Consider the following 24,519-nt stretch of genomic DNA (forward strand, 5'->3'; position numbering starts at 1 on the left):
GCTCTGTATAAGAAAGCGGAATTGCCGCCAGCGGAGTCGGCGAAAAACTCGGGGTTAACGCTTGGATTTGAGGCCTGTTGGACGAGGCGGCCGGCGTCTCGCAGTGTAAAAAAGCATTAATTGATCGGAATAAAGCGCTTCCCAGAAAGCGATGATTTAAGCTGGTCTATTTTTAAAGCAGCGAATTAAAGACGCAAATATCAAATATTCCCGAAGGGTACGGCTTTTCGGGGCAAAACCATAAGGTGGGACGAATACAGCACGGCGTCTCCCGAGGGATTTCCTTCGGGACGTTGGCCGGCTGCACCAAATAAATAGTGGAGACAAGGCACATGGACGATATCAGTCAGCAGACTACGACCCGCGCGTTTTGGGCGAACCGTTGGTGGCAACTCGTCATCGGCATGGTGTGTATGGCCCTGGTGGCCAATCTTCAATACGCCTGGACGCTGTTCGTCACGCCGATGAACGCGCGGCATCACTGGGGCGAAGCGTCCATTCAACTTGCGTTCGCTATTTTCATTCTCACTGAAACGTGGCTCGTGCCGCTCGAAGGCTGGCTCGTCGACAGGTTCGGACCCCGGCCCGTGGTCGCGGGCGGCGCCATTTGCGCGGGCATTGCCTGGGTGATGAATTCGTATATCACGACCTTGCCGATGCTGTACGTCTCCGCGGTCATTGCCGGGATCGGTGCGGGTGGCGTGTACGGCACGTGCGTGGGCAATGCGTTGAAATGGTTTCCCGACCGCCGCGGACTTGCCGCGGGTCTCACGGCTGCGGGCTTCGGCGCGGGCGCAGCGGTGACGGTGATTCCGATCGCCAACATGATCACGCGTTCGGGCTATGAGCACACGTTCTTCTTCTTCGGCATTCTGCAAGGTGGATGCATTCTGGCGCTCGCGCTGTTGTTGAAGAAGCCGACCGCGCGCCAGCAAGCCGCACCGAAGAGGAAGTTCGCCGTCTCGAAGGTCGACTTCACGCCCGGTCAGATGATCAAGACGCCAGTGTTCTGGGTGATCTACGTGTCGTTCGTCGCGGTGGCCGCGGGCGGCTTGATGGCGACCGCGCAGATCGGTCCGATCGCCAAAGACTGGGGCCTCGCACGCATCCCGATGACGATCTTCGGCATGACCTTGCCGCTCCTGACCGCCACGCTGTCCATCGACAACGTCTGTAACGGTTTTACGCGTCCGCTGTGCGGCTTTATCTCCGACAAGCTCGGCCGTGAAAACACGATGTTCGTGATCTTCATCGGCGAGGGCCTGGCGCTGCTCGGCTTGATGGAGTACGGCACCAACCCGTATGCGTTCATGACGTTCGCCGCGTTGATCTTCCTGTTCTGGGGCGAAATCTTCTCGATCTTCCCGGCGATCTGTGCCGATACCTTCGGCAGCAAATATGCCGCGGCCAACGCAGGCACGTTGTACACCGCCAAGGGCACGGCTTCGCTGCTGGTGCCGATCGCCTCGGTACTGTCGGCGACGGGCGGCTGGAATCTCGTCTTCGTCGTTTCCGCCGTCGTGACGATCGCCGCGGGCATCTCGGCGAAATTCATACTCGCACCGATGCGCTCGCGTTGGATCGAATCGCACGATGAGCCGCAGGGTGTGCTTGCCGTTGCCGGCAACGGCAAGGCGTCGCGGTTGAGCCACTGGCCTGAGCAGACAGGGGAATAGCATAAATGGCCCACACCCGGCAGTGACGTTATGAATGTTTCGTTGCAGCAACTCAAGGTGTTTGTCGCCGTTGCGCGTGAGCGGAGTTTTACGCGCGCGGCGCGTGAGTTCGATCTGACGCAATCGGCGGTGAGCCGTTGCGTGCGTGAACTCGAAGAAGCCGTCGAATTGAAGCTGTTCGACCGTACCACGCGCCAGGTCGAACTGACTCATGCGGGCGCGAGCCTCGAGCGAAGGATCGGCCGGCTGCTCGATGAAATCGAACTGACGCTGCGGGAAGAGCGGGCCGCTTACGACGGGCACACTGGCGTAGTGGTATTGGCCAGCAATCCCGTGTTGTCGTCGAGTTGGGTGGCGCAGGGACTCGCGCACTGCGCGGCGGCTTTTCCTGAGCTCGCCGTGTCCGTCAGGGATCAGCCGCAAAGCAGTGTGCTAACCAGCGTGGAACAAGGCGAGGTGGACTTCGGCGTGGTTTCGATGGCCGAGCCGCTTGCCGGCGACCTGTTGCACGCGCAACTGGTTTTCACGACGCCGCTCCATGCGGTGATGCCACCTGCCCATCCGCTTGCCCGCCACGCGAGCGTTGCATGGAGCGAGTTGCACGAATGGGCGCTCGTCACGCTGAACGCCGACACGGGTGTGCGCGCCGCGCTCGAACTCGCCTTCAACACGAACGGCGTTAAACGACGGCCGGTGCAGGAACTCGGACATGTCGCGGCGGTGCTGCGCATGGTCGAACTGGGGCTCGGCATCGGCATATTGCCCATCGACACGCATTGGCCCGCAATAGGCGCATCATTGGTCAGCCGGCCGCTCGCGCCCGCGATGAATCTGGCGACACTGCTCGTGCATCGCCGCAACCGTTCCCTCCGACCCAACGCCGCGGCGGCCTGGGCACAGTTCTCCGCGACTTCACATGCCACCGGCGTGTCGCCGTCCGCTGCGCAGATAGACGCGAAGCCGACCGTTGCGCGCGACGGCGCCGTCCTCCACGAGCCCTAGCGTCTTTTGCCCGAACCGGCTCGCAAGCACTCAGCCCACGCAACATCCAAGCAAGGAGCTTCATGATGGAAACTGAAACCGACCTCAGGCGCCATGATTTGCTGATTGACGGCAAGCGTTTGCCGCCCGGCACCGGCGAGTATTCCGTCGATATCAACCCCGCCACCGAAGAGCCGATCGCGCTGGTTGCGCAAGGCAGCGCCGCCGACGTGGATGCCGCCGTGCGCGCGGCGCGCGCCGCATTGAAGGTATGGAACGGCATACGGACGGCTGAGCGGGCCCGCATACTGATGCGTCTCGCAGGCCTGATGCGCGCGAATCTCGAGGAACTCGCCGCGCTCGAAAGTCTCGACGCCGGCAAGCCGATCGCGGCGGTGATGCGCCAGGACATCCCGGCCGCGATCGATACGCTCGAATACTACGCAGGCTGGTGCGACAAGATCAACGGTCAGGTCGTGCCGGTGCGCCCCGATGCATTGACCTACACGCTGCGTGAACCCGTGGGCGTAGTCGCCGCGATCGTGCCGTGGAATTTCCCGCTGATGATCGGCATGTGGAAGATCGCGCCGGCGCTCGCGTGCGGTTGCACGCTGATCGTCAAGCCCGCGGAGATCACGCCGCTGACCGCGCTGCGCATCGGCGAACTCGCACTCGAAGCGGGTGTGCCGCCGGGCGTGCTGAATATCGTCACCGGCAAGGGACGTGTGGTCGGCGATGCGCTGGTCGCGCATCCCGGCGTCGACAAGGTGACGTTCACGGGCTCGCCCTCCGTGGGGCGCGGCATTCTGCAAGGCGCGGCCAGCAATTTCAAACGCGTTACGCTGGAACTCGGCGGCAAGTCGGCCAACCTGATTTTCCCGGACGCCAATCTCGACAACGCGGTGCGCGCCGCGGCGTCGGGGATCTTCTTCAATACCGGCCAGGTGTGTTCGGCGGGTTCGCGCATTCTCGCCCATCGCGATGTGTACGACGAAGTGGTCGAGCGTCTCGCCGCGCGTGCGAAGTCGATCAAGGTCGGCGATCCGTCGTCGCGCGAAACGTCGATGGGGCCGCTCATCTCCGCGGCGCAGATGAAGACCGTGCTGGGCTATGTCGAAACGGGCCGCGCCGAAGGGGCGTCGCTCGTAGCCGGCGGCGCGCGGGTGGGCGAGCGCGGCTTCTTTGTCGAGCCGACTGTGTTTGCCAACGTCGAGCATGAAATGCGCATTTCGCAGGAGGAGATCTTCGGGCCGGTGGCGAGCGTGATTCGTTTCAACGACGAAGCAGACGCGATAAGGATTGCCAATGGAACGTTGTATAGCCTTGCTGCGGGCGTGTGGAGCGCGGATATCGGCCGGGTGCATCGGGTTGCGCGCGATCTGAGGGCGGGGACCGTGTGGATCAACACATACGGCTACACCGATGTGCGCCTGCCGTGGGGAGGATCGGGCGACTCGGGATTTGGCCGCGAACACGGCGACGTTGCGATTGAGAACTTCACTGAACCCAAGGCGGTGTGGCTCGCTATCGATCAGTAGCGTTAAAAAAGGATCGAACGCGCGCGGCGTTCGATCCTTTCTTGTTTGCGTTTGACGGTATGCGAGAGAGAGCGAGTTTCTGATCGCTCTCTCTCTTTTGAGCCTCAAGCCCCCTGCAATGCCATCCGTTCACGCAGTTTGATGAGCGCCAGCACGACATCGATAGTCGGCGTGGGCTCCGCGACGAGGCGGCCCATTTCCTGCACGACCGTCAGAAGCGGATCGATCTCCATCGGCCGACGATTCTCCAGGTCGACCAGCGTCGAGGTCTTGTGCGCGCCGACCGCGCCCGCCCCATCGATACGCTTTTCCACGTCGACGCGAAAGTGCACGCCGAATTGATCCGCAATGCGCTTGGCTTCGAGCATCATCGTGCGTGATACCGCGCGCGTGCCGGGGTCGCTGGTGAGCACGTCGAGCGTGGCATGCGTCAATGCGCTGATCGGGTTGAAGCACAGGTTGCCCCATAGTTTCAGCCAGATTTCGTCGCGGATATTGTCGCGAATCGGCGCCTCGAAACCTGCCGTCTGCATGATTTCGTGCAATTGTTGAATGCGCGGCGTGCGTTCTCCGCTCGGCTCGCCGATCGGGAATTTCTTGCCGTACACGTGTTTGATCACACCCGGTTCGACGATTTCGGCGGCGGGGTACAGCACGCAGCCGATCGCCCGTTCGGGCCCGAGCTTCGTCCATTGGCTGCCGTCCGGGTCGACGCTGGCGAGACGCGTGCCGGCGAATCGGCCGCCGTGCTGATAGAAGTACCAGTACGGAATGCCGTTGACGCCCGTGACGATGGCCGTGTGCTTGCCGAGCAGCGGCTGCATTGCATCGACCACGCCGGGCAGCGAATGCGCCTTTAGCGTAATGATCACGAAGTCCTGTACGCCGAGCTCGCGCGGATCGGACGTGCAGCGCACAGGCGCGCTGAACGTCTCGCCGTCCATGATCAGACGCGCGCCGTGCTCGCGCATTGCCGCGAGATGTGGACCGCGCGCGACGAAACTCACATCCGCACCGGCGCGTGCAAGTTGCACACCCATCAAGCCGCCGATCGCTCCCGCTCCGAAGACACAGATCTTCATGATGCCGCTCCTCTGATGATGAAAAGTCGCTTGCCCGATGCCGTATCTCGCCGTGCACGGTTTGCGGGTCATTGTTCGAGCATACGGGGGCGGGACGATTGCAGATAGTTAAAGTTTGTCGACGAATGCATTAGGGATGGGTTATGGATGACGCGACGCCCGAGAACGCGGGAAAGGAACTGTACTAAACCGGGAAGCAAGGCGGGAAGCGGACGAATGCCGCAATTGATTGGGAAATCTCTCAAGCCTATGAAATCTACGTGGGCGCAGAACGCGACTTCTTTGAGAAGTTACGCATGCAGGCGACATCGCAAGCAGAATGTTGAGAGTGGCGCCAGAAAGTCAAAGGTTGATGTGAGCTATCCCGTCGTGTTCTTGTGTGTGGCGCCCGTGCGGATAACTTTTCAACCGTTCAAAATACCGGCGAACGGCGGTCGCACGTGTTGCCACAAATCAGCCCTGTTAAACACATTGGCGGGGCTTTATTTATTTGCGGAGGATACGGCTCGACATGAGTTGCCGCCTTCTCGTTGAAACCAGCCTCCCGGTCGACAAGATTGCCCGCCGATGCGGAATTGCGCTCGAGCGAAACGGCGTGATTGGCCGCGCCGAGTGCTCAATGTCCAACTCCCTCACCCCCGCCTCACCATCAAAAACCCCACCCCAATCGCGGCCAGAAATCCCCCACAGCAGCGATTAAACCACCGCCTTACCCTGGCACGCACCAGCCACTTCCCAAGATACATCCCGGCCCACGAATACAACGCAATAGCAAACCACTCCAGCACGAGAAAGCTCGCCCCAAGCACCGCAAACTGCGGCAACATCGGTTTCGCAATATCAACGAACTGCGGCAAGAACGCGGTAAACACCAGAATAGCCTTCGGATTGCCGGCGGCCACGAGAAACTCCCTTCGCGCGACCCGCCCAAGCGACGCCTCTTCCTGCTGCGTCGTGTCGATTGCAGGCGCATCACTGCGCCACAACTGAATGGCCAACCAGATCAGATAAGCCGCGCCGGCCAGTTTGATCGCGAGAAAGAACCATTCCGAGGCGTGCAACACAACCGCAAGACCGGTTGCGGCAAGCACGAGCATCACGGCGAATGCGACCAGGCGCCCCATGCCGCCGACGAACGCGGTCATGAAACCGTGACGCGCCGCTACATTGATCGACAGCAGATTATTGGGCCCGGGCGCGAGATTGATCGCGAAGCAGGCAGGCAGGAAGAACAGCCAGGCGGTGATGGACATGACGGCTCGCAGGTAAAACGCAGTTGCCACGGAGCGCGGCACGCTATTGCAAATTGTAGCGAACCCGCCCGACCCGATGTCGACGATGCGCTTAATTCACCGCTTTGACAAACCCCGGATCGCCGATCAAAGCGTCGACGCTCAACTTGACGGTATCTTCAATAGCGATGGTGCTACTGGTGAACTTCGGCGACTTTTGCTTGACCGTCTTGGTGGTCGAAAACACGACCTTCTGGGTCGCGGCGTCGGTCACCACATAACGCATTTTCAGCGTCCACAACGCCGGCGAGCGTGTGTCGTCCACAGTGAATTTCTCGATGCTGCCGCTGAGAACGCGCTCGCCTGCGTCGAGATGAAAGCCGGCGATCCGTAGACTGGTCACAATGCCGTTGCGCACGGTTTCATTGATATCGTCCTTGAGCACGATGCCCGTCATCGCCGTGTTTTCGATGCGGTTCGGCGACACTTGTCCGCTGCGAGCGGGCATATAGGCGAAGTCACGGGCAGGGGCAACGCTGAGCCAGCCGGTCGGATGCGCGACCGCGCGCGGCGAGCTATTCAGGCCGAACCAGGACCACGAGCAGGCGGAGAGCATCAACGGCAGCGCGATCGTCCCGCATCCCTTGAGCACGGTCGATGTCAAGGGTGAACGCGTGGAATTGAGCGACTGCGGCAGAGACGCGCTCCGATGCGGCGACTCAGTCGCTGTGCTGGAAAAAGCGGCGGTCGAGGTCAGAGGAGTTGCCCTTTTAGATTGAATCAAGCCGGGGAATAAACGACATGGTAACAGCGGCCCGGACCCGCGCATCTCTTATTCAGGGAGCGCTCTGCCTCTCGCAAGGAAGAAACACGTCAAGCCGTCAGAAGAACCCGGCTTTTCCTTGAGTCATATCCACCAACGCTCGCTGGGCATCATCGACCGCGTTGATGGGCAAACGGATCGTCATTTTCACCAGCATCGCGTAGGCGCTGTCCACGAGCGCATAGCCTTCGGCATCGATCCATCGGCGCACTTTCGCCTCGTCGGCGTAACTCACCTCGACGATCAGCGAAACCTGTGCAATCCGCTCGACGCGCGGCGCATCCAGCAGCGCCGAAGCGATCGCATCGGTGTATGCGCGCACGAGGCCGCCGGCGCCGAGCTTCACGCCGCCGTAATAGCGCACGACGGCGGCCAGCACGCCGTCCAGATCGTGATGCCGCAACACTTCGAGAATCGGCCGGCCCGCAGTGCCGGAGGGCTCGCCGTCGTCGGACATGCCGGACTGGCCGCCTGCCAGCAGCGCCCAGCAGACATGCGTCGCGGCAGGATGCTCGTCGCGCAGGCGCCGCAATTCGGCCATCGCGGCGTCGCGGTCGGCGACCGGTAGCGCGTACGCAATGAATCGGCTCTTGCGAATCTCAAGTTCCGCGCTCAACGGCGCGGGCAGGGTGTAAGTGGGCAAGGCAAAGACTTTGGTGAATGGAAACGCTGACCGCGCGCGGTCTTACGCCCGCCATGGTAACGGATCGACGGCTCGCCAATGGACAATCTCCGAGACGGCCATGCACGGCTTGCGCGGCGGGTTTGCGGCGTGCGTTGTGCCGGCCCACTCGCTGCGCGTTTATCGCGTAAGTCATGGCGATGCGCCGGACGGCACGCACGGCGCGCGCCAGTCAGAAATCGCCCGTTCGTCTACAATCTTCCGCTAAACACGCGCGGCTGTCCGCCGGAACCAGCGCGTCAAAGGAGACGACATGCTTGACCTATCGACGTTAGGGACTTTCGTAGCCGTTGTACTCGGGCTCTTTCTGATTCCGGGTCCGGCGGTGCTGCTGGTGTTGACGCGCACCGTGCATGGCGGCCGCAAGGCCGGCATTCTCACCGGCCTAGGCATTGCGGTTGGCGATTTCATTCATACGCTGGGCGCGTCGGTCGGCCTCTCGGCGCTACTGATGACCTCGGCGCTGGCCTTCAACGCGGTCAAGTTCGTCGGCGCGGCCTACCTCGTTTATCTGGGCATTCGCGCGTTGCGCGAGAAGCAGGCGAGCGCGCATATGCCGACCGTCGCCCCGGTGTCGGCCTCGAAAGCCTTCTTTCAGGCCATTCCCGCCGAAGTGCTGAATCCCAAGACCGCACTGTTTTTCCTCGCGTTTCTGCCGCAGTTCGTTCGTCCCGAACACGGTTCCACGTTTCTGCAGTTCACCACGCTTGGCCTCATCTTTGTCGGCATGAGCGCGCTTTACACGACGCTGATCGTGTTGACGATTCGTCCGCTGGGCAAATTCGTCAAGCGTCTGACGTGGCTGACGCGCTGGCAGAACAAGATCATCGGCGTGCTGTTCATTTCGCTCGGCCTGCGCGTGGCCACGCAAACGCGTTGATCGATCCGCGCGGCCTCGCTTCATCGCAGCGTCAGCGAGGCCGCACTCCCGCTAGATATTGCGGCGCTGGCGCCTGAGACGGCCTTCGCGCGCGTACTCCATCTGACCTTCCGTGCGGACCGCGAGCCTTTCCTGCTCGGCGCGGCTCATCTGCCGGGTATCGTCGATGTCGCCGACACGCAGCACTTCCTGCGCAATCCTGATGCGCAGCGTCATCAACGGTTCGCCGCGCTCGACCAGCGTGCGGTCCGCGGCGCGCGCCTGCTGGACGCCGCAGTCGATCAGGTTGCGCAGTTCCAGCAGCGTGAGCCGCTGCCGCTGGATTTCGAGGATGAGCCGCTGGACGGCCTGCTCGTCGCGCGTGCGCCACCAGGCGCGCAGCTCGGCGAGCGTGGGAGGTTCGAAGGGTGGAAGGCGCATTGCTTAGACGAAAAGTACTGTATATATGTACAGTATATCCCGTCTTTTTACGGAATCGCGTAGAGCGCGTTCGCCGGTTCACCGGCGTCGCAGGCGAGGGCGTGAATAGCTCAGGACAGCGCGAGCATGATGGACGTGGACACCACGATGATGAAAAGACACGCGGCGGTGAGAATGTCGTAGGGATAGTTCATGTTATGAGCATCTGACGTAGCGGTGTGAAGGGCCATCATAGGGATAAGCGCGCGGCACGACTGTTAAGCTTTGCAAGACCTAGGCGCTGTCCGGCTACGTATGACTGGAGGGAAAGATGAACGAGGCAGCAACGCGCGTGCCTGCGCATGCACCGGAGATCGAGTTCTGGTTCGACTTCGGCAGCAACTACAGCTATCTCAGCGTCATGCGCGTCGAAGCTGAGGCTGCAACGCGAGGCGTGCGGATTGTCTGGCGTCCGTTCCTGCTGGGGCCGGTCTTTCGCGACCTCGGTTTCGACAATTCGCCGTTCGTGCTGCAGAAGAAGAAGGGCGCATATGTGTGGAAGGACATGGAACGGCAATGCCGCAAATACGGCATCGCCCTGACGCGTCCCACCACGTTCCCGCGCGCGGCGCTTCTTGCAATGCGCGTGGCGCTGCTCGGCGCGGATCGCGAATGGATTGCCGCCTATTGCCGCAAGATCATGCAATTGAACTTCGCGCATGACCGCGATATCGGTTCGATGGAGGTGGTGAGCGAAGCGCTCGATGAACTGGATTTGCCGGCGCGGGAGATCATCGCCGAAGCGCAAAGCGACGCGAACAAACTGCGCTTGCGTGAACAGACCGCGGCAGCCGCGGACCGAGGGATTTTCGGCGCGCCGACGTTCTTTGTCGGCGATGAAATGTTCTGGGGCAACGACCGGCTGGACGATGCGTTGGACTACTGCGCATCGTTCGCCACGCGCGGCTAGCGTGACGAATGGTGACGAATGGTGACCAATGCGCGGCGCGCGATCGGCGCGCAAGCGAGTTATTCGTTGCCGTCCTGACAAAAACGCCGGCCCGGCACGTGCGAGACGACAGCCTGAGCGATTTCAAGCGGCGTACTCTCGGCGGGCACCACCCGGCGGCTCGATTCGGGCGTGTGCTTCATGGTCCATTCGACGAGCCGGTATGAGCGCCCCCAAGGATGCTGCAGCGGGTCCGAGACCTTGCATGAGTGAATCTGGCTGACCCATTCGTTGCCGGGCATGGTGCGCAGATGCTCGAATACCGTGTCTTCAACCATGGTTTGACTCCTTCTTCGCGGGCCTGCAGCCCATCTTCTGGCGCGTCGTCGACACCCCGGGGAAAAAGCGCCGCCGATGTTCTGGCGGCTTCAACAGGGGATGTTGTGCCTCATGGTTACAGCAAAGAATTAAGCCAGACTTAAGAAGGCGCAAAAGCGGATCGCGTAAAAGCGTGGTCGCCGCGATCGGGCCCTCAAGAGCTCGCGAAATCCGCCGTTATTACAGCGATTGGGGGTCGCCAACCCCGCTTCGCCTTCGGGCCCGCACCTATAAAGTGACGAACCTCGCCCAAACGCCGCTTTCCGAGCGCCTTCGTTCGCTCGTCGATACCGTGCAGCACAACGAGCGCACGCTGCGGCGCTTCCAGAACGTCGAGTTGCGTTTGATCGGCGCTCAGGACTTCGCATCGTTTCTCGACACGCTGTTCACTCAGTTGCCGCGGGAATTTTCGCTGACGGGCGTGACGCTCTGGCTCGACGACCGCGCGCCGATGCTGCGCGAGCTGCTCGAACCGGTCGCCTTGCGCGCACTCGATCAGTCGAAGCTGCGCACCTCGCGCGAAGGCGGTCTTGCAGCACAAGGTCTGTGCGAAGAGGGCCGGCCGTGGCTCGGCAAGCCGCACGACATGGATGACGCGGCGCGACGCGCGTTCTTCGGCGACGCCGAAGCACCGGCAAGCGCGATCCTGTTGCCGCTTGCCGCGGGCGACACCGTCAGCGGCTATCTCTGTCTCGGCAGCGACGACCCGGCGCGTTTCGGCCAAGGCATGGCCACCGACATTCTGGAGCGCTTCGCGAGCATCGTGACAGCGAGTCTCGACAACGTGGCGCATCGCGAGCGGCTCAAACAACTGGGCATGACCGATTCGTTGACGGGCCTCGCCAATCGACGCTATTTCGACGAGCGGCTGCGCGAGGAGATCATGCGCGCCGTTCGCTATTGCGTGCCGGTGGCGTGTCTGTTCATCGATATCGACAGCTTCAAGCGGATCAACGACACCTACGGCCATCAGACCGGAGACCGCGCGTTGGCGGCGGTGGCGGCTTGCGTGCGGCAACAGGTGCGCCTGGGCGATACCGTGGCGCGTTATGGCGGCGAAGAATTCGCCGCGCTGCTACAGGGCGACCGCGCCGATGCGCTCACGGTCGCCGAGCGTGTGCGCCTCGCGGTCGAGCGACTCGCTTTGCAGGACGATCATGGCGAGCGCATCGCCTTGACGGTGTCGATCGGTGTGGCGGCGCGTACGATCAGCGGCACGCCGACCGAGGCGGCCAAACTAGGCGGCGCGATGATGGAAGAAGCCGATCGCGCGATGTATCAGGCCAAACGCAACGGCCGCAATCGCATCGAGGCGCTGGTGAATGCGGGCGGCGAGCAGATGGCTCGTTGATGTGAGCCGCTGAAGCGCGCATCGAACTTGCGTGACCGGCTGCTCGGCGCGCATGCCGCTTGAGGTTCTCAAGTGCCCGGCGCATCCGGCGGCACACCCAGCAACTGCAGTGCTCCGCCCGTCACACCGCTGAACACCGGACCGGCCACCGTCCCACCATAAAACGCCTTGCCCGCCGGGTCGTCGATCATCACGGCGACGATCAGGCGCGGGTCGCTCATCGGCGCCATGCCGACGAACAACGCGCGGTAGCGGTTTTTCGCGTAAGTCGCGCCGACCTGTTTGCGCGCCGTGCCGGTCTTGCCGCCGATCCGGTAGCCTTCCACTGTCGCCGCTCGTCCTGTGCCGCCCACGCCGGTCGCCATTTCCAACATCGAGCGGATGGCGCGCGCAGTGGCCGGCGTCGTGACCGCCTGGCCCTTGTCGTCGGATTGCGCGGCCACGCCCGCTCCGTTGCGCAACAGACTCACGCGATGCATCGTGCCGTCGCCGGCATAGGCCGTGTACACCTGCGCCATCTGCAGTAGCGACGTGGACAGCCCGTAGCCGTACGCCATGGTCGCCTGTTCGATCGGCCGCCAGCGTTTGTACGGACGCACCTTGCCCGACGCCACGCCCGGAAAGGTCAGCTCGGGCCGCAGACCGAGCCCGTATTCCTGATACTTGGTCCAGATCTTCTCGGCCGGCAGATTCAGCGCGAGCTTGGCGAGCGCGATATTGCTCGACTTCTGCACGGCTTCGGCGACGGTCATCACGCCATGATTCGAGGTGTCGTGAATGACGGCCGGCCCGATCCTGTACCAGCCAGGCGCGGTATCGATGACACTCTGCGGCCGCACCTTGCCCTCGTCGATCGAGAGCGCGACGACCACCGGCTTGATCGTCGAACCCGGCTCGAAGGTGTCGACCACCGCGCGATTGCGCAACTGGCGGCCGGTCAGGCGCGCGCGGTCATTCGGATCGAAGCTCGGGTAGTTGGCGAGCGCCAGAATCTCGCCATTGCGCGCGTCGAGCACCACCACGCTGCCGGCTTCGGCGTGATGTTTGGCAATCGCGTCCTTCAGTTGCGCATAGGCGAGCTGCTGAATCCGCCGGTCGATCGTCAGGTGGATGGTCTCGCCGTTCTGCGCGGGCACGAGCGGCCGGGTCTCGGACACCACGCGGCCCAGACGGTCGCGGATCACTTCGCGCTGACCGGGCACGCCGAGCAGTTGCTCGTTGGCCGCGAGTTCGACGCCTTCCTGGCCGTTGTCCTCGATATCCGTGAAGCCGACCACGTGCGCCGCCGATTCGCCTTCGGGATAAAAGCGCTTCGAATCGGCGATCTGCGTGATGCCGGCGAGGCCAAGCTTGGACAGATGCCCGGCGGTCTCGGCGTCCACCTGGCGCTTGAGCAGGACGAAGGTCTTGTCGCCGTTCAGACGCCGGCGCAGTTCCGCCAGCGGCAGATCGAGCAGCTTTGAGAGCGGCGCGATCGCGGCTTCGTCGATCAGTTTCGGCGAAGCCCAGATCTCGTAAGTCGCGAGACTGACGGCGAGCATCGAGCCATTGCGATCGACGATCCGCCCGCGCGTCGCGTCGAGTTCGATGGTGCGCTGATAGCGCTTTTGCCCTTGGTCGACGTAGAAGTCCTGGTTCACCACCTGCACCCAGAACGCGCGCCCCGCGAGCGAGGCGAACGCGCCGAACACCAGCAGGACGATGAATTTCGAACGCCACATCGGCAGGCGCGCGGCCAGCAACTGGTTCTTCGCGACGGGCGCGTAGGGATCGTGCGACTGCGATTTCTTCTTCTGGATCATTGGGTGCGGATAACGAACAGCTCGATTAACTTGCGCCGCCCGAATCGGCGGCGGTGAATACCTTGAGTTGCCAGCGGAATCGCACGGCCAGCATGCGCACCGCGAAACCGCCTGCGAGCACCACGACCGACGCCGGCCCCGGCGCCACGCCGCAGGCTTGCAAGGCCACATACACGGCGCCGGCGCCGAGGGCGATGCTGGCGTACAACTCCTGACGCAACACCAGCGGCATCTGGTTGCACAGCACGTCGCGCAACATGCCGCCGCACACGCCGGTGATCGCGCCGGCCAGCACGACAATGGCGGGGCTTACGTCCAGCGTCGCGGCCACGTCGCAGCCGATCACCGTGAAGGCGATCAGGCCGATCGCGTCGACCGTGACGAAGAGCCTCTGCCAGTTGCGCAGCCACTTCGCGCACGCCGCGGCAACCGACGCCGCCCCGATTGTAATGAGAACGTAATCTGGATGCGAGATCCACGCAAGGGGATAGTGACCGAGCAGGACGTCGCGCACCGTGCCGCCGCCGAGCGCGGTGACGGTGCCGACGAGGCACAGACCGAAGCGATCCATGCCGCGGCGCATGCCCATGAGCGCGCCGGACATGGCTTCCGCGACGATCGCGAGCAGGTAGAGGAGATGGAGCAGCATGACGGCGAGCCTCGATGAACGGCGCTCGCGGGCGGCTCCGGCGTGGAGCGCATCTGCGCGGCGGGCGTTAAAAAAGCGGCCATTATCGTAAGCGTGCCGTCAGCATGAAAATGCCTTAAGCAAAATTCGGCGATGCCAAATTCGGCTTAATCTGGTTGCGGTTCGGCGCGTGGTAAGCGTTTGCTGAGCAAGGCGACACCAGGTGCGCCAGAGGTGGTCCAAGGTGGACCGAGGCGCGCGCGGGCGTAAAAAAACCGCGCGGACTTAAAAAATCCGCGCGGCTCTTTCGTTCGATTAATGCGTCGACTCCGACGCGGCGTGTTAAAGAGGCGCTCCCTGCCTGTTGAGCGCCTTCTTTTTTTGTGTGCTGCTTGTTCCGGTTTCGGCCGGTCTGAAAACGCTCAGGCCGGCAGCGCGAAGCTCGAAATCGCTTCGCGCAAGACACCCACCTGGTCCTTCAGCGAATGTGCCGCGGCGGCGGCCTCTTCGACCAGTGCCGCGTTCTGCTGCGTGACCTGATCCATTTCGCCGACCGCGCGATTGACCTGCTCGATGCCCGCGCTCTGTTCACGCGAGGCGTTGCTGATCTCTTCGAGAATCTCGTTCACGCGACGCACCGACTGCACGATTTCGCCCATCGTCGAACCGGCGTTGGCGACCAGCGACGCGCCGGCTTCTACCGTATTCGTCGAGGTTTCGATCAAGGCCTTGATTTCCTTCGCCGCCGTGGCCGAACGTTGCGCGAGGCTGCGCACTTCGGCCGCGACCACCGCGAAACCACGACCCTGTTCGCCGGCGCGGGCCGCTTCGACCGCCGCGTTGAGCGCGAGAATGTTGGTCTGGAAGGCGATGCCGTCGATCACGCCGATGATGTCGCCGATCTGGCGCGAGCTGGCGGTGATCTCGCCCATCGTGCGGACCACGTCGTCGACCACGCGGCTGCCGCGCGTGGCGACATCCGCGGCCTGGCCGGCGAGGTGCGCGGCCTGCAGCGCGCTGTCCGCGTTCTGCTTCACGTTGACCGTCATCTGATCCATGCTCGACGCCGTTTCGACGAGCGCGGCCGCCTGTTCTTCCGTGCGTTGCGAGAGATCCGTGTTGCCGGCGGCGATTTCGGTCGCGCCGACATTGATGTTCTCGGTGCCGAGACGCACACGCGATACCGTCTCGACGAGACCGGCCTGCATCGTCTGGAGCGCATGCAGCAGGCTGCCGGTGTAATCCGACTGAACCGGCACGCGCGTGGCGAGATTGCCGCGCGCCATCAGCTGCGCGTGTTCCACGGCTACTTCGAGATCGCCGCCGAGCGTGCGGCGAATACTGCGCAGCACCAGCAGCATGACGGCGGTGGCGATCGCGCCGAGCGTAACGGTGATGACGAGCCAGCGCAGCAGATTGGCGTAGAACGCGCTTTGCACGTCGTCCATATACATGCCGGTGACGAGATACCAGTCCCACGGCGCGAAGTGAATCGAGTAGCTGGTTTTGGCGACCGGTTTGTCGCTCCCCGGCTTGGACCACAGGTAGTCGACAAAGCCGCCGCCCTCGCGATTGCCCGCGTTGACGATATCGACGAACAGATGGTTGCCCGCCGGATCGGTGAACTGCGCGAGATTCTTGCCGACCATTTCCGGTTTGATCGGATGCATCAACATGGCGGGCTGCGAATCGTTGACGGAGATGTAGCCGTCTTTGCCGTAGCGCATGGCCGCGAGGCTTTCCAGCGCCTGCTTCTTCGCTTCGTCTTCGGTAATGGTGTGCTGCTGCGCGAGCGCGTAGTAACGGCCGACGATGTGGTTGGCCTGGTCGATCAGCGATTTCAGCTGATCGCGGCGGTCCGAGATCATTGAGGCACGGTTTTGCCATGCGCCGAAGCCGCCGATCAGGATCAGGCCGATCCAGAGGACGGCGATCATCGAGGCCAGTTTTCTGTTCAAAGTCATAGCGGTTTTTGCTTTCGCACAGTGGTCGGTCAGGGATTGGATTCGCTTGTGGCGAGTGGCTTGTCGCTGACTGTGTTTACGGCGCGGCGGCATGCGGTCCGCAGGGCAGGGGAAACCCGCTGTTAAACATTTCTATTCGTCTGACTAAAGAGATCTTTTACCGTTGGAACGGCATTTTTTATGTTGCGTTAAGTGGATTTATTCATTTTTTGCTTGTTCAATCAGGCTTTCTCGCTATTGCCAATTAAAAATGTCGGTGTTGATGAATCGGCATTAATAATTAAGGCTTTCCGTAATTAAAAAACCAATATTAAAACCTCAACATCGCCACAACTGTTGACGACCAAAACGAAGGGACGCACCGCCCATCAAAGCGCCGCCATACGATTGCATCAGGATTCCACAAAACGCCAATAAAATCCAAGTCGCGGTTCGCATTAGTAAATCGCAAAAAACGACACATTTTTCCACTTATCCGCAAATGGAAATAACCGCTGTCACGAAAAAGACGAATAAATAAAAATTCCGCTATAGTCGCCATTTTCCAGTCGTCAGTCGGGCAAAAGAAGAGCACCAATAAGCCCGCCACCAGGAGTACATAAAATGAACGCCCGCGAACCCGCTTTCGTCTCCGCTTCCCGCAGCGCGCGCCTGCGCCAGATGCTCGTCAGCAACGAACTCGAATTCATGATGGAGGCCCATAACGGCCTGTCCGCGCGGATCGTCCGCGAAGCCGGCTTCAAGGCGATCTGGGGCTCGGGCCTCGCGATCTCCGCGCAATACGGCGTACGCGACAACAATGAAGCAAGCTGGACGCAAGTCGTCGACACGCTCGAATTCATGGCCGACGCCAGCGATCTGCCGATCCTGCTCGACGGCGATACTGGCTACGGCAACTTCAACAACGTGCGCCGCCTCGTGCGCAAACTCGAACAGCGCGGCATTGCCGGCGTGTGTATCGAAGACAAGCAATTCCCCAAGACCAACAGCTTCATCAACGGCGAAGCGCAGCCGCTTGCCGATATGGACGAGTTCTGCGGCAAGATCAAAGCCGGTAAAGACTCGCAGTCCGATGAGAATTTTTCGATCGTCGCACGCGTTGAAGCGTTGATCGCCGGCTGGGGCATGGACGAGGCGCTGCGTCGCGCGGAAGCCTATCGCCAGGCCGGCGCGGATGCGATCCTGATTCACAGCAAGCTCTCGCGTCCCGACGAAATTCTCGAATTCGCGCGCGAATGGGCCGGCCGCGGTCCGCTCGTGATCGTGCCGACCAAGTACTACAGCACGCCAACCGAAGTCTTCCGCGAAGCCGGCATCAGCACGGTAATCTGGGCGAACCATCTGATCCGCGCGGCGACCTCGGCGATGCAGGCCGTTGCCAAGGAAATCCACGCGAGCGAAACGCTCGTCAACGTGGAAGACAGCATTGCCGCGGTCAACGAAATCTTCCGCCTCCAGGACGCCGACGAATACTCGGAAGCCGAAGACCGCTATCTGTCGAGCGGCCGTGCGGCCGGTTCCGCGGTCGTGCTCGCGGCGAGCCGCGGCAAGGGCCTCGAAGCCGTCACCGAAGACCGTCCGAAAGTGATGCTGCCGATTGCCGGCAAGCCGCTCTTGCGCTGGCTCGTCGATGCGTTCAAGAAGCAGGGCGTGAACGACATCACCGTGGTCGGTGGTTATCGCGCCGATGCGATCGACACGGCCGGCATCAAGCTCGTCGTCAACGAACAGCACGCGCAAACCGGCGAACTCGCGTCGCTCGCCTGCGCGATCGACAAGCTGGCCGGCGACACGGTGGTCTCGTACGGCGATCTGCTATTCCGCAGCTATATCCTGCGCGATCTCGTGGAGAGCGAAGCGGCGTTCAGCGTGGTAGTCGATTCGTCGCTGACCGACGCGGAAAACGCCAGCGTGCGCGATTTCGCCTGGTGCTCGGCGGCCGACGACCGCGGTTTGTTCGGCAACAAGGTTGTGCTGCGTCACGTGTCGAGCGGGCAGGACGCCACGTCGGCCATCGCGTCGCAAACGCCGCATGGCCGTTGGGTCGGTTTGCTGAACGTGCGCGGTGAAGGCCGTGAGCGTTTGCAGGCGGCCATGAGCCAATTGCAGGCGCGCCCGGATTTCGCGTCGCTCGACATGCCCGCGTTGCTGAACGCGCTGATCGAAGCAGGCGAGTCGATCGAAGTGCAATACGTGCACGGCCACTGGCGCGGCGTGAACGACCTCGAGGACTTCCGCCGTGCGGGCGACTTCGCGCATGCACAAGCGCCGTTCGCGGCCGCGGTCGGCCGTGCGGGCAAAGGCGCGGCGGACGCAGCGAGCGGAGCCGCGCAATGATCGAGGCAGCACAGTTCGTCGAGGCGGCGCGCGAGCGCGGCTTCGACTGGTATGCGGGCGTGCCGTGCTCGTATCTGACGCCGTTCATCAACTACGTGTTGCAGGACGAGTCGCTGCATTACGTGTCGGCGGCCAATGAAGGCGACGCCGTCGCGTTGATCGCGGGCGTCACGCTCGGCGCGCAAAACGGCCGGCGTGGCATCACCATGATGCAGAACTCCGGGCTCGGCAATGCCGTGAGCCCGTTGACCTCGCTCACGTGGACCTTCCGTCTGCCGCAATTGCTGATCGTCACGTGGCGCGGCCAGCCCGGCGTCGCCGACGAACCGCAGCACGCGCTGATGGGCCCCGTCACACCCGCGATGCTGGAGACGATGGAGATCCCCTGGGAAACCTTCCCGACCGAAGCCGACGCGATTGGCCCGGCTCTCGATCGCGCCATCGCGCATATGGATGAAACCGACCGCCCGTACGCGCTCGTCATGCAGAAGGGCAGTGTGGCGCCGTACGAGTTGAAGGACAGCGGCGCGACCGAGCGCCGCGCACCCGTCACGCCGCAATCGCAGTTCACGAACGTGGCGGCGAGCGAACTGGCTTCGCGTCACGACGCGCTGAACAAGGTGATCGCGCACACGCCGCTCGACTCGACGGTGGTGCTCGCCTCGACCGGCTTTTGCGGGCGCGAACTCTACGCAATCGACGACCGGCCGAACCAGTTGTACATGGTCGGCTCGATGGGTTGCGTGACGCCGTTCGCGCTGGGCCTTGCGCTCGCGCGTCCCGACCTGCACGTGGTCGCGCTCGACGGCGACGGCGCCGCGTTGATGCGCATGGGCGCGTTCGCCACCATCGGCGCGTACGGTCCGTCGAATCTCACGCACGTGCTGCTCGACAACGGCGCGCACGATTCCACCGGCGGTCAGGCGACGGTGTCGTCGCAGGTTTCGTTTGCGGGCGTGGCCGCGGCGTGCGGTTACGCGTCGGCGGTCGAAAGCGACGACGCGAACGTGATCGACGCCCTGTTCGAAGCGGCGCCGCTCGACGGCCCGCGCTTCGCGCGTCTCATCATTCGCCGCGGCACGCCCGACGGGCTGCCGCGTCCCACCATCACTCCGCCCGATGTGAAGACGCGTCTGATGCGCCACATCGGCGCCGCTTAAAGTCAAGGAGCGCTCATGCTGCTGCTCAATCCCGGCCCGGTGACGCTCACCGAACGCGTTCGCAATAGCCTGTTGCAGACGGATCTGTGCCACCGCGAAAGCGAATTTTTCGATTTGCAGGAAGAGGCGCGCACGCGCCTCGTCGATCTGTACGGTCTCGACGCGAGCGAATGGCAAGCGGTGCTGATGACCGGCTCCGGCACGGCGGCCGTCGAAAGCATGACCGCCGCGCTGGTGCCGCAAAACGGCAAGCTGCTCGTGGTGGAAAACGGCGTGTACGGCGAGCGTATTTCGCAGATCGCCACGCAATACGGCATCGCGCATGAATCGCTGAAGCACGACTGGATGCAGGCGCCCGATCTCGCGAAGATCGCCGAACGCCTCGACGCGGATAAGGCCTTCACGCACGTCGCCGTGATCCATCACGAAACCACCACGGGCCGCCTGAACGATCTGGCCGCGCTCGGCGCGCTGTGCCGCGCACGGGGGCTGCGTCTGCTGGTGGACGGCGTGAGCAGCTTCGGCGCGGAAACGATCGATTTCGCCGACACCAGTCTCGACGCGGTGGCCGCCACGGCGAACAAATGTCTGCATGGCGTGCCGGGCGCGTCGTTCGTGCTGGTGCGCCGCGCGGCGCTCGCGCAGGCGGCGAGCCGCACGTACTACCTCGATCTCGGCCGTCTCGCGAAATTGCAGGATCAGCGCAACACGCCGTTCACGCCGTCGGTGCATGCGTACTACGCACTGGTCGAAGCGCTGCGCGAACTCGCCGACGAAGGCGGCTGGCGCGCGCGTCACGCGCGCTACGCGGCGCTGGCTGAACAGGCGCGGGCGGGTCTTGCCGAGCGCGGTATCGGCAGCGTGCTGCCGCCGGAAGAGTCGTCGGTGGTGCTGCGCGCGTACCGCTTGCCGGCAGGCATTGCGTATCCGCAACTGCACGACGCGCTGAAGGCGCGCGGCTTTGTCATCTACGCGGGGCAAGGCGGTCTGTCGGCCGAACTGTTCCGCATTTCGACGATGGGCAACATTCACGCCGCCGACATCGACCGCCTGTTGCAGGGCTTTACCGAACTGATGCGCTGATTCGCGCGTCCGGTGGCTGGCCGCGCAACGCGGTCACACCGGGTCTTTGTCCGGCGGCCCATCGGGCCGCTGCGGCTCCTCGGTGTGATGGCCGGGCGACGGCGGTACTAGCGGATCGGCTTCCGGGTCGCGATTCGGATCGGCGTTGGGGTCGGGAATCGGACTGGTATGCATGTCGTAGCTCATGGCAGCACCTTTGGGTGGAGAAGAGGCCGGTGCGGCGACGGCGTCGAACTCGCGCCGGCCGTGCTCTTCAAGCGTAGGCCTTTCCGGCGCGCCGCGTCTCCTACTTTTTCACCCGACGACCCACGCTGAGCTGCCAGTAACGCTCAGTCGCGAAGATGTCGTCGTAATTGCCCGCGCCGAACGCGCGCAACTGGCTTTGGTAAGCGTTGACCGCCTCGCGTTTGAGTTGCGCGCGGCGCTGCGCATCGATCGTGTGGCCGGCGCTCGGACTGGCCGGCGTTGCGACGATGCCGCGCTGCGCGAGATCGGCGAGCCGCGCCTGCACCACGCCGGGCGTGCGCCGGTGAATCGCTTCCTCGTAACCGAACCAGGTCAGATGTGACAGGCGTGGCAGGATTTCACAGCAGGCTTCGAAGACTCGCACGTGATCGTCGTGATACAGGCCGAGCGGCATCAGCAACGTGTTGGCGGTGCTGCGGTAGATAGTTTCCTCGAGCGCCGCCGCCATTTTGCTGATGGAGGGCGAGTCCAGATACTGGCTGTCGCGAAACGGCATGCGCAGCGGAATCGCGTCGAGTACTTCGAGTGCGCGGTTGTCTTCCAGCGTGCGTTCGTGGATGGCCTGATGGGCGTCCGTGAAGCCCGACTTTTCATCCCATTCGGTATGCATTGGCTGCTCGGGTGGGGCGGCGAAGACCGTGCAGACCGCGGCGTCGGGATGGGCGGCGAGCAATGCGCCGCAACTGAAGACGGCGTCGTCGAAATGGGGCGAGACAATGAAAAGGCGTGGGCTGGTTTCGCTCATGGGACGTGTGATGGTTCGCAACGCGCGGGCCGTTGGCGAGGCCGTTCGAGGCTCGAGCGTCGCGCCGGTGCTTGGAAAAATGCGGCGTCACATCAGCTTAGGCGGAATCGTCGCGGCTTGCGCGGCGGGTTTGTGGTGCGCAATCCGCGTGCCTGATCGTGATGGCCGTGCTGATCGGGTCGAGGGTTCCCGTAGAGGCTCACCCTGGTGGGACGGAGGCTTCCTGAATTGGCTCACCATTCGAGACAAAAAACTACGCTCCTTCCGCCGTCAACCCCGCCGCGCGGCTGAACGCCGCCACCATGCCCGCGACGATATCCTCGCGCAGCCGGCCGTCCACCATTTTCAGCGCATACGACGGATGCCACGTCGGCACGATCAGCCGCCCACCGTGGTCGATGGTCTGCCCCAGATATTCGGACAGATTGACGTGCGCGCCCGTCAACGCCTTCAGCGCCGTCGCGCCGAGCGTGACGACCACGCGCGGCGCGATTTGCGTGAGTTCGTGTTCCAGCCAGTACTGGCAAGCTTCGACCTCGCGCCGCGCGGGCGTGCGGTGGACGCGCTGCTGCTCCAGCGTTTCCCACTTGTAATGCTTGACGGCATAAGTCAGATAGAGCGCCGCGCGGTCGAGGCCGGCGCGCGCGAGCACCGTATCGAGCAGTTGACCGGCGGGCCCGGTGAAGGGCGCGCCGTGCTGGTTTTCGTGCTCGCCGGGTTGTTCGCCGACCACCATGAGCGCCGCCTGAGCCGGACCGGCGCCCGCGACGGCCTGCTTCGCGTTGCGCCACAACGCGCAGCGCCGGCAGGTAGCCAGCGGGCCGGTGGGCTCGCGCAGCGGTGGCGTCACCGCCGAATATTCGAGCGGCGGCATCTCCGGAACGGTGACGGTGCCACTCTGCGCGCCGAGACGGCTACGCTCGCGCGCAAGCTGTGCGGGCAGCGGCGGACCCACAGGCGGCGTTCTCCAGTAACGCAGCGGCACGGGCGCCGGCGCTCCATTGAAGGCGCTGGCGTAATACGCGAGCCAGAGCGCCTCGGTGGGTTCGCTGGTCGTGGCTTCGCCGGCCATGGCGCCGGGTGGTAACGCCTCGGTGGTTAGCGGATTCTGCTGCTGGTGCTCGGGGCAAGAGGTCTCGCCGTCATCCGCTGCCAGCCGGCTGATTCGCAGCAACATGCCGTTCCAGAAAACCGCGCCTTGCGGCGTCGCCAGCATCCAGGTGGAATCGCCCATGCGCTCGGCAAAGCGCTCGGCGGCCTGCGCCAGCAGATCATGATGCGGCTCGTACCAGCCGACGAATTCAGGCGCTCCCATGGACGGATCGCGCCGCCTGAACAGGGTGAGTGTCACCAGATCATTGGTTTCGTGCTCGACCGACTGGATGCGCTGATCGAGCAGCGCGCCGTCGGCGTCCTGCGGATCGAGGACGTGGCGCTCGCCGTGCGTCCAACGCCACAGGATGCGGTAGAGCAGGGACCAGCGGTCCGGCGCGCAAAAGCAGGCCGCCGTTTTCAGCCAGGCGAGCAGTTCGCGAGGAATGGCGGGCGTGGCGACGACCGGGGCGGCGGAGTTGTCTTGTGTGTTTGCGCTGCCGGTGCCCGAGCCGACCGACTCACACGAATCGAATTCAACCCACTCGATCCGCTCCGGCTCGACGCCTTGCCGCAGCAGTTCCCGCGCCGCGCGGCGCCAGTCGGCAAAAGACGGTTCGATTGAAATGCGTTTCATGCGGACGCGCCGCGGCCATGCGCAACGTAACGCGCCAACCCATGCGGACAAAAACACTGTATGGATGTACAGTATGCGCCTGAACACCAGTCCGGATCAAGCGTGTCACGTCACGACTGCCAGGCCAGGGTCACGCAACGACTACACGTTGCGCAAATCCTCCGGCGTGTCCACATCGCGCAAGATGCCCGCATCGTCGACGTCCAGCCGCGTCACGTGCTGCGACATGAGCAAGGACCTGGCGCCGGTATCGCCGTCGAGCGCCAGCAGCGCGTCGCGATGCTCGACGCCGAAGCCGACCGGATGTCCACGCTGCCCCTGGTAAAACGGCGCGACCAGCGATGCGCCGCCGTCCAGCGCGCGCGCCACGTCTTCGATCGTGCTGGTGGCGATGCGCGGCATGTCCGCGAGCGCGACGATCCAGCCCTCGGCGCTCTCACTGGCTTCGACGCCGGCGGCGAGACTCGCGCCCATGCCGCGTTCGGCGTCCAGCGCGAACACCACGTCGCAACCGGCATCGTTCAGGAGCCGCGCGAGCGCGTCCGAACCCGGCCGCACCACGGCCAGCACTCGCGTCACGACCCGCAGCAGCCGATGCGCGGATTCATGCGCGACCGGTGTGCCGTCCGGCATGCACGCGAGCAGTTTATTGTGCAGGCCGTCCGGGTCGAAGCGCGAACCGAAGCCGGCGGCGAGCAACACGCCAGTGGCGAGCGAGGCGTAGGCCATGGGCGGGCACCGGTAGAAAGGATGAGAAGAAAGGATGAGATCGATTGTGCGATGCAACGCAGCCACAGGCAAGCGCCAATGTCGATTCACGGCGCGGGACTGCCAAGGCCACGCCGCGCTCGCTG

At 63.4% G+C, this 24,519-nt stretch carries 23 protein-coding genes; 9 read left to right on the forward strand and 14 right to left on the reverse strand.

Going from position 1 to position 24,519, the window contains the following annotated elements:
- The first annotated feature begins 332 nt into the window (after window positions 1-332).
- From oxlT to B0G74_RS38435, 3 genes are all read left to right on the forward strand, one after another.
- Window positions 333-1,676 carry an oxalate/formate MFS antiporter gene (oxlT, locus tag B0G74_RS38425; RefSeq protein WP_132382094.1) on the forward strand — a complete coding sequence of 448 codons (1,344 nt, stop codon included), beginning with the start codon at window positions 333-335 and terminating at the stop codon, window positions 1,674-1,676.
- 30 nt (window positions 1,677-1,706) lie between these two features.
- A complete protein-coding gene (locus tag B0G74_RS38430) occupies window positions 1,707-2,678 on the forward strand; it encodes a LysR family transcriptional regulator (protein WP_132382096.1) in 972 nt (323 codons plus the stop codon).
- Between the two features lie 65 nt (window positions 2,679-2,743).
- Window positions 2,744-4,195: an aldehyde dehydrogenase family protein gene (locus B0G74_RS38435; RefSeq protein ID WP_132383258.1), complete on the forward strand. Its 1,452-nt coding sequence runs from the start codon at window positions 2,744-2,746 to the stop codon at window positions 4,193-4,195.
- A gap of 104 nt (window positions 4,196-4,299) precedes the next feature.
- Here the strand turns inward: B0G74_RS38435 and B0G74_RS38440 are convergent, their stop codons facing one another.
- From B0G74_RS38440 to B0G74_RS38455, 4 genes are all read right to left on the reverse strand, one after another.
- On the reverse strand, window positions 4,300-5,277 hold the full coding sequence (locus B0G74_RS38440; RefSeq protein WP_132382098.1) for a 2-dehydropantoate 2-reductase: 978 nt from the start codon (window positions 5,275-5,277) through the stop codon (window positions 4,300-4,302).
- A 632-nt stretch (window positions 5,278-5,909) separates the two neighbouring features.
- Window positions 5,910-6,530, reverse strand: coding sequence for a LysE family translocator (locus B0G74_RS38445; protein ID WP_132382100.1), 621 nt, complete (start codon window positions 6,528-6,530; stop codon window positions 5,910-5,912).
- 91 nt (window positions 6,531-6,621) lie between these two features.
- Window positions 6,622-7,161 carry a hypothetical protein gene (locus B0G74_RS38450; RefSeq protein ID WP_132383260.1) on the reverse strand — a complete coding sequence of 180 codons (540 nt, stop codon included), beginning with the start codon at window positions 7,159-7,161 and terminating at the stop codon, window positions 6,622-6,624.
- Between the two features lie 229 nt (window positions 7,162-7,390).
- Complete coding sequence (locus B0G74_RS38455) at window positions 7,391-7,975, reverse strand: YigZ family protein (RefSeq protein WP_132382102.1); 585 nt, start codon at window positions 7,973-7,975, stop codon at window positions 7,391-7,393.
- A gap of 292 nt (window positions 7,976-8,267) precedes the next feature.
- Between B0G74_RS38455 and B0G74_RS38460 the strand changes: the two genes are divergently transcribed.
- Complete coding sequence (locus B0G74_RS38460) at window positions 8,268-8,894, forward strand: LysE family translocator (RefSeq protein ID WP_132382104.1); 627 nt, start codon at window positions 8,268-8,270, stop codon at window positions 8,892-8,894.
- Window positions 8,895-8,945: 51 nt separating this feature from the next.
- Here the strand turns inward: B0G74_RS38460 and B0G74_RS38465 are convergent, their stop codons facing one another.
- Both B0G74_RS38465 and B0G74_RS47590 read right to left on the reverse strand, forming a co-directional pair.
- The gene (locus B0G74_RS38465; protein ID WP_132382106.1) at window positions 8,946-9,314 is read right to left on the reverse strand and encodes a hypothetical protein; all 369 of its coding nucleotides are present in this window, start codon (window positions 9,312-9,314) and stop codon (window positions 8,946-8,948) included.
- Between the two features lie 110 nt (window positions 9,315-9,424).
- Window positions 9,425-9,547, reverse strand: a complete 123-nt coding sequence (locus B0G74_RS47590) for a hypothetical protein (protein ID WP_279388643.1) — start codon at window positions 9,545-9,547, stop codon at window positions 9,425-9,427.
- Window positions 9,548-9,624: 77 nt separating this feature from the next.
- On the opposite strand from B0G74_RS47590, the gene B0G74_RS38470 reads away from it, so the two are divergent.
- Window positions 9,625-10,263, forward strand: a complete 639-nt coding sequence (locus tag B0G74_RS38470) for a 2-hydroxychromene-2-carboxylate isomerase (RefSeq protein WP_132382108.1) — start codon at window positions 9,625-9,627, stop codon at window positions 10,261-10,263.
- Window positions 10,264-10,322: 59 nt separating this feature from the next.
- Here the strand turns inward: B0G74_RS38470 and B0G74_RS38475 are convergent, their stop codons facing one another.
- Window positions 10,323-10,580 (reverse strand): DUF2866 domain-containing protein, encoded by a 258-nt coding sequence (locus B0G74_RS38475; RefSeq protein WP_132382110.1) that lies wholly within the window; start codon window positions 10,578-10,580, stop codon window positions 10,323-10,325.
- A gap of 275 nt (window positions 10,581-10,855) precedes the next feature.
- Here B0G74_RS38475 and B0G74_RS38480 point away from each other — a divergent pair, with 275 nt between their 5' ends.
- Window positions 10,856-11,971: a DUF484 family protein gene (locus tag B0G74_RS38480; protein WP_132382112.1), complete on the forward strand. Its 1,116-nt coding sequence runs from the start codon at window positions 10,856-10,858 to the stop codon at window positions 11,969-11,971.
- 68 nt (window positions 11,972-12,039) lie between these two features.
- Here B0G74_RS38480 and B0G74_RS38485 read toward each other — a convergent pair whose 3' ends face one another.
- From B0G74_RS38485 to B0G74_RS38495, 3 genes are all read right to left on the reverse strand, one after another.
- Window positions 12,040-13,773, reverse strand: a complete 1,734-nt coding sequence (locus tag B0G74_RS38485; protein WP_132382114.1) for a penicillin-binding protein 2 — start codon at window positions 13,771-13,773, stop codon at window positions 12,040-12,042.
- Window positions 13,774-13,798: 25 nt separating this feature from the next.
- Entirely contained in the window at window positions 13,799-14,422 is a 624-nt protein-coding gene (locus B0G74_RS38490) for a trimeric intracellular cation channel family protein (protein WP_132382116.1), read from the reverse strand.
- A 401-nt stretch (window positions 14,423-14,823) separates the two neighbouring features.
- Window positions 14,824-16,365, reverse strand: coding sequence for a methyl-accepting chemotaxis protein (locus tag B0G74_RS38495; protein WP_132382118.1), 1,542 nt, complete (start codon window positions 16,363-16,365; stop codon window positions 14,824-14,826).
- A 603-nt stretch (window positions 16,366-16,968) separates the two neighbouring features.
- Between B0G74_RS38495 and aepX the strand changes: the two genes are divergently transcribed.
- Genes aepX through B0G74_RS38510 form a run of 3 tightly spaced genes read left to right on the forward strand, consistent with a single transcriptional unit; the run spans window position 16,969 to window position 20,945 of the window.
- Complete coding sequence (gene aepX, locus B0G74_RS38500; RefSeq protein ID WP_132382120.1) at window positions 16,969-18,702, forward strand: phosphoenolpyruvate mutase; 1,734 nt, start codon at window positions 16,969-16,971, stop codon at window positions 18,700-18,702.
- Window positions 18,699-19,862: a phosphonopyruvate decarboxylase gene (aepY, locus tag B0G74_RS38505; RefSeq protein WP_132382122.1), complete on the forward strand. Its 1,164-nt coding sequence runs from the start codon at window positions 18,699-18,701 to the stop codon at window positions 19,860-19,862. Before aepX ends, aepY begins: the two co-directional genes overlap by 4 nt.
- Window positions 19,863-19,877: 15 nt before the next feature.
- Window positions 19,878-20,945 carry a 2-aminoethylphosphonate aminotransferase gene (locus B0G74_RS38510; RefSeq protein ID WP_132382124.1) on the forward strand — a complete coding sequence of 356 codons (1,068 nt, stop codon included), beginning with the start codon at window positions 19,878-19,880 and terminating at the stop codon, window positions 20,943-20,945.
- Window positions 20,946-20,978: 33 nt separating this feature from the next.
- Here B0G74_RS38510 and B0G74_RS46040 read toward each other — a convergent pair whose 3' ends face one another.
- The 4 genes from B0G74_RS46040 to B0G74_RS38525 all read right to left on the reverse strand — a co-directional run bounded on the left by B0G74_RS46040 (window position 20,979) and on the right by B0G74_RS38525 (window position 24,394).
- Window positions 20,979-21,119 carry a hypothetical protein gene (locus B0G74_RS46040; RefSeq protein WP_165924003.1) on the reverse strand — a complete coding sequence of 47 codons (141 nt, stop codon included), beginning with the start codon at window positions 21,117-21,119 and terminating at the stop codon, window positions 20,979-20,981.
- Window positions 21,120-21,231: 112 nt separating this feature from the next.
- Complete coding sequence (locus tag B0G74_RS38515) at window positions 21,232-21,936, reverse strand: PIG-L family deacetylase (protein WP_132382126.1); 705 nt, start codon at window positions 21,934-21,936, stop codon at window positions 21,232-21,234.
- Window positions 21,937-22,189: 253 nt separating this feature from the next.
- Window positions 22,190-23,665, reverse strand: a complete 1,476-nt coding sequence (locus B0G74_RS38520; protein ID WP_132382128.1) for a UdgX family uracil-DNA binding protein — start codon at window positions 23,663-23,665, stop codon at window positions 22,190-22,192.
- 141 nt (window positions 23,666-23,806) lie between these two features.
- Complete coding sequence (locus tag B0G74_RS38525) at window positions 23,807-24,394, reverse strand: nucleotidyltransferase family protein (protein WP_132382130.1); 588 nt, start codon at window positions 24,392-24,394, stop codon at window positions 23,807-23,809.
- Window positions 24,395-24,519: the final 125 nt, after the last annotated feature.

Origin of the sequence: Paraburkholderia sp. BL9I2N2, assembly GCF_004339745.1 — a bacterium.
GTDB lineage: Bacteria > Pseudomonadota > Gammaproteobacteria > Burkholderiales > Burkholderiaceae > Paraburkholderia.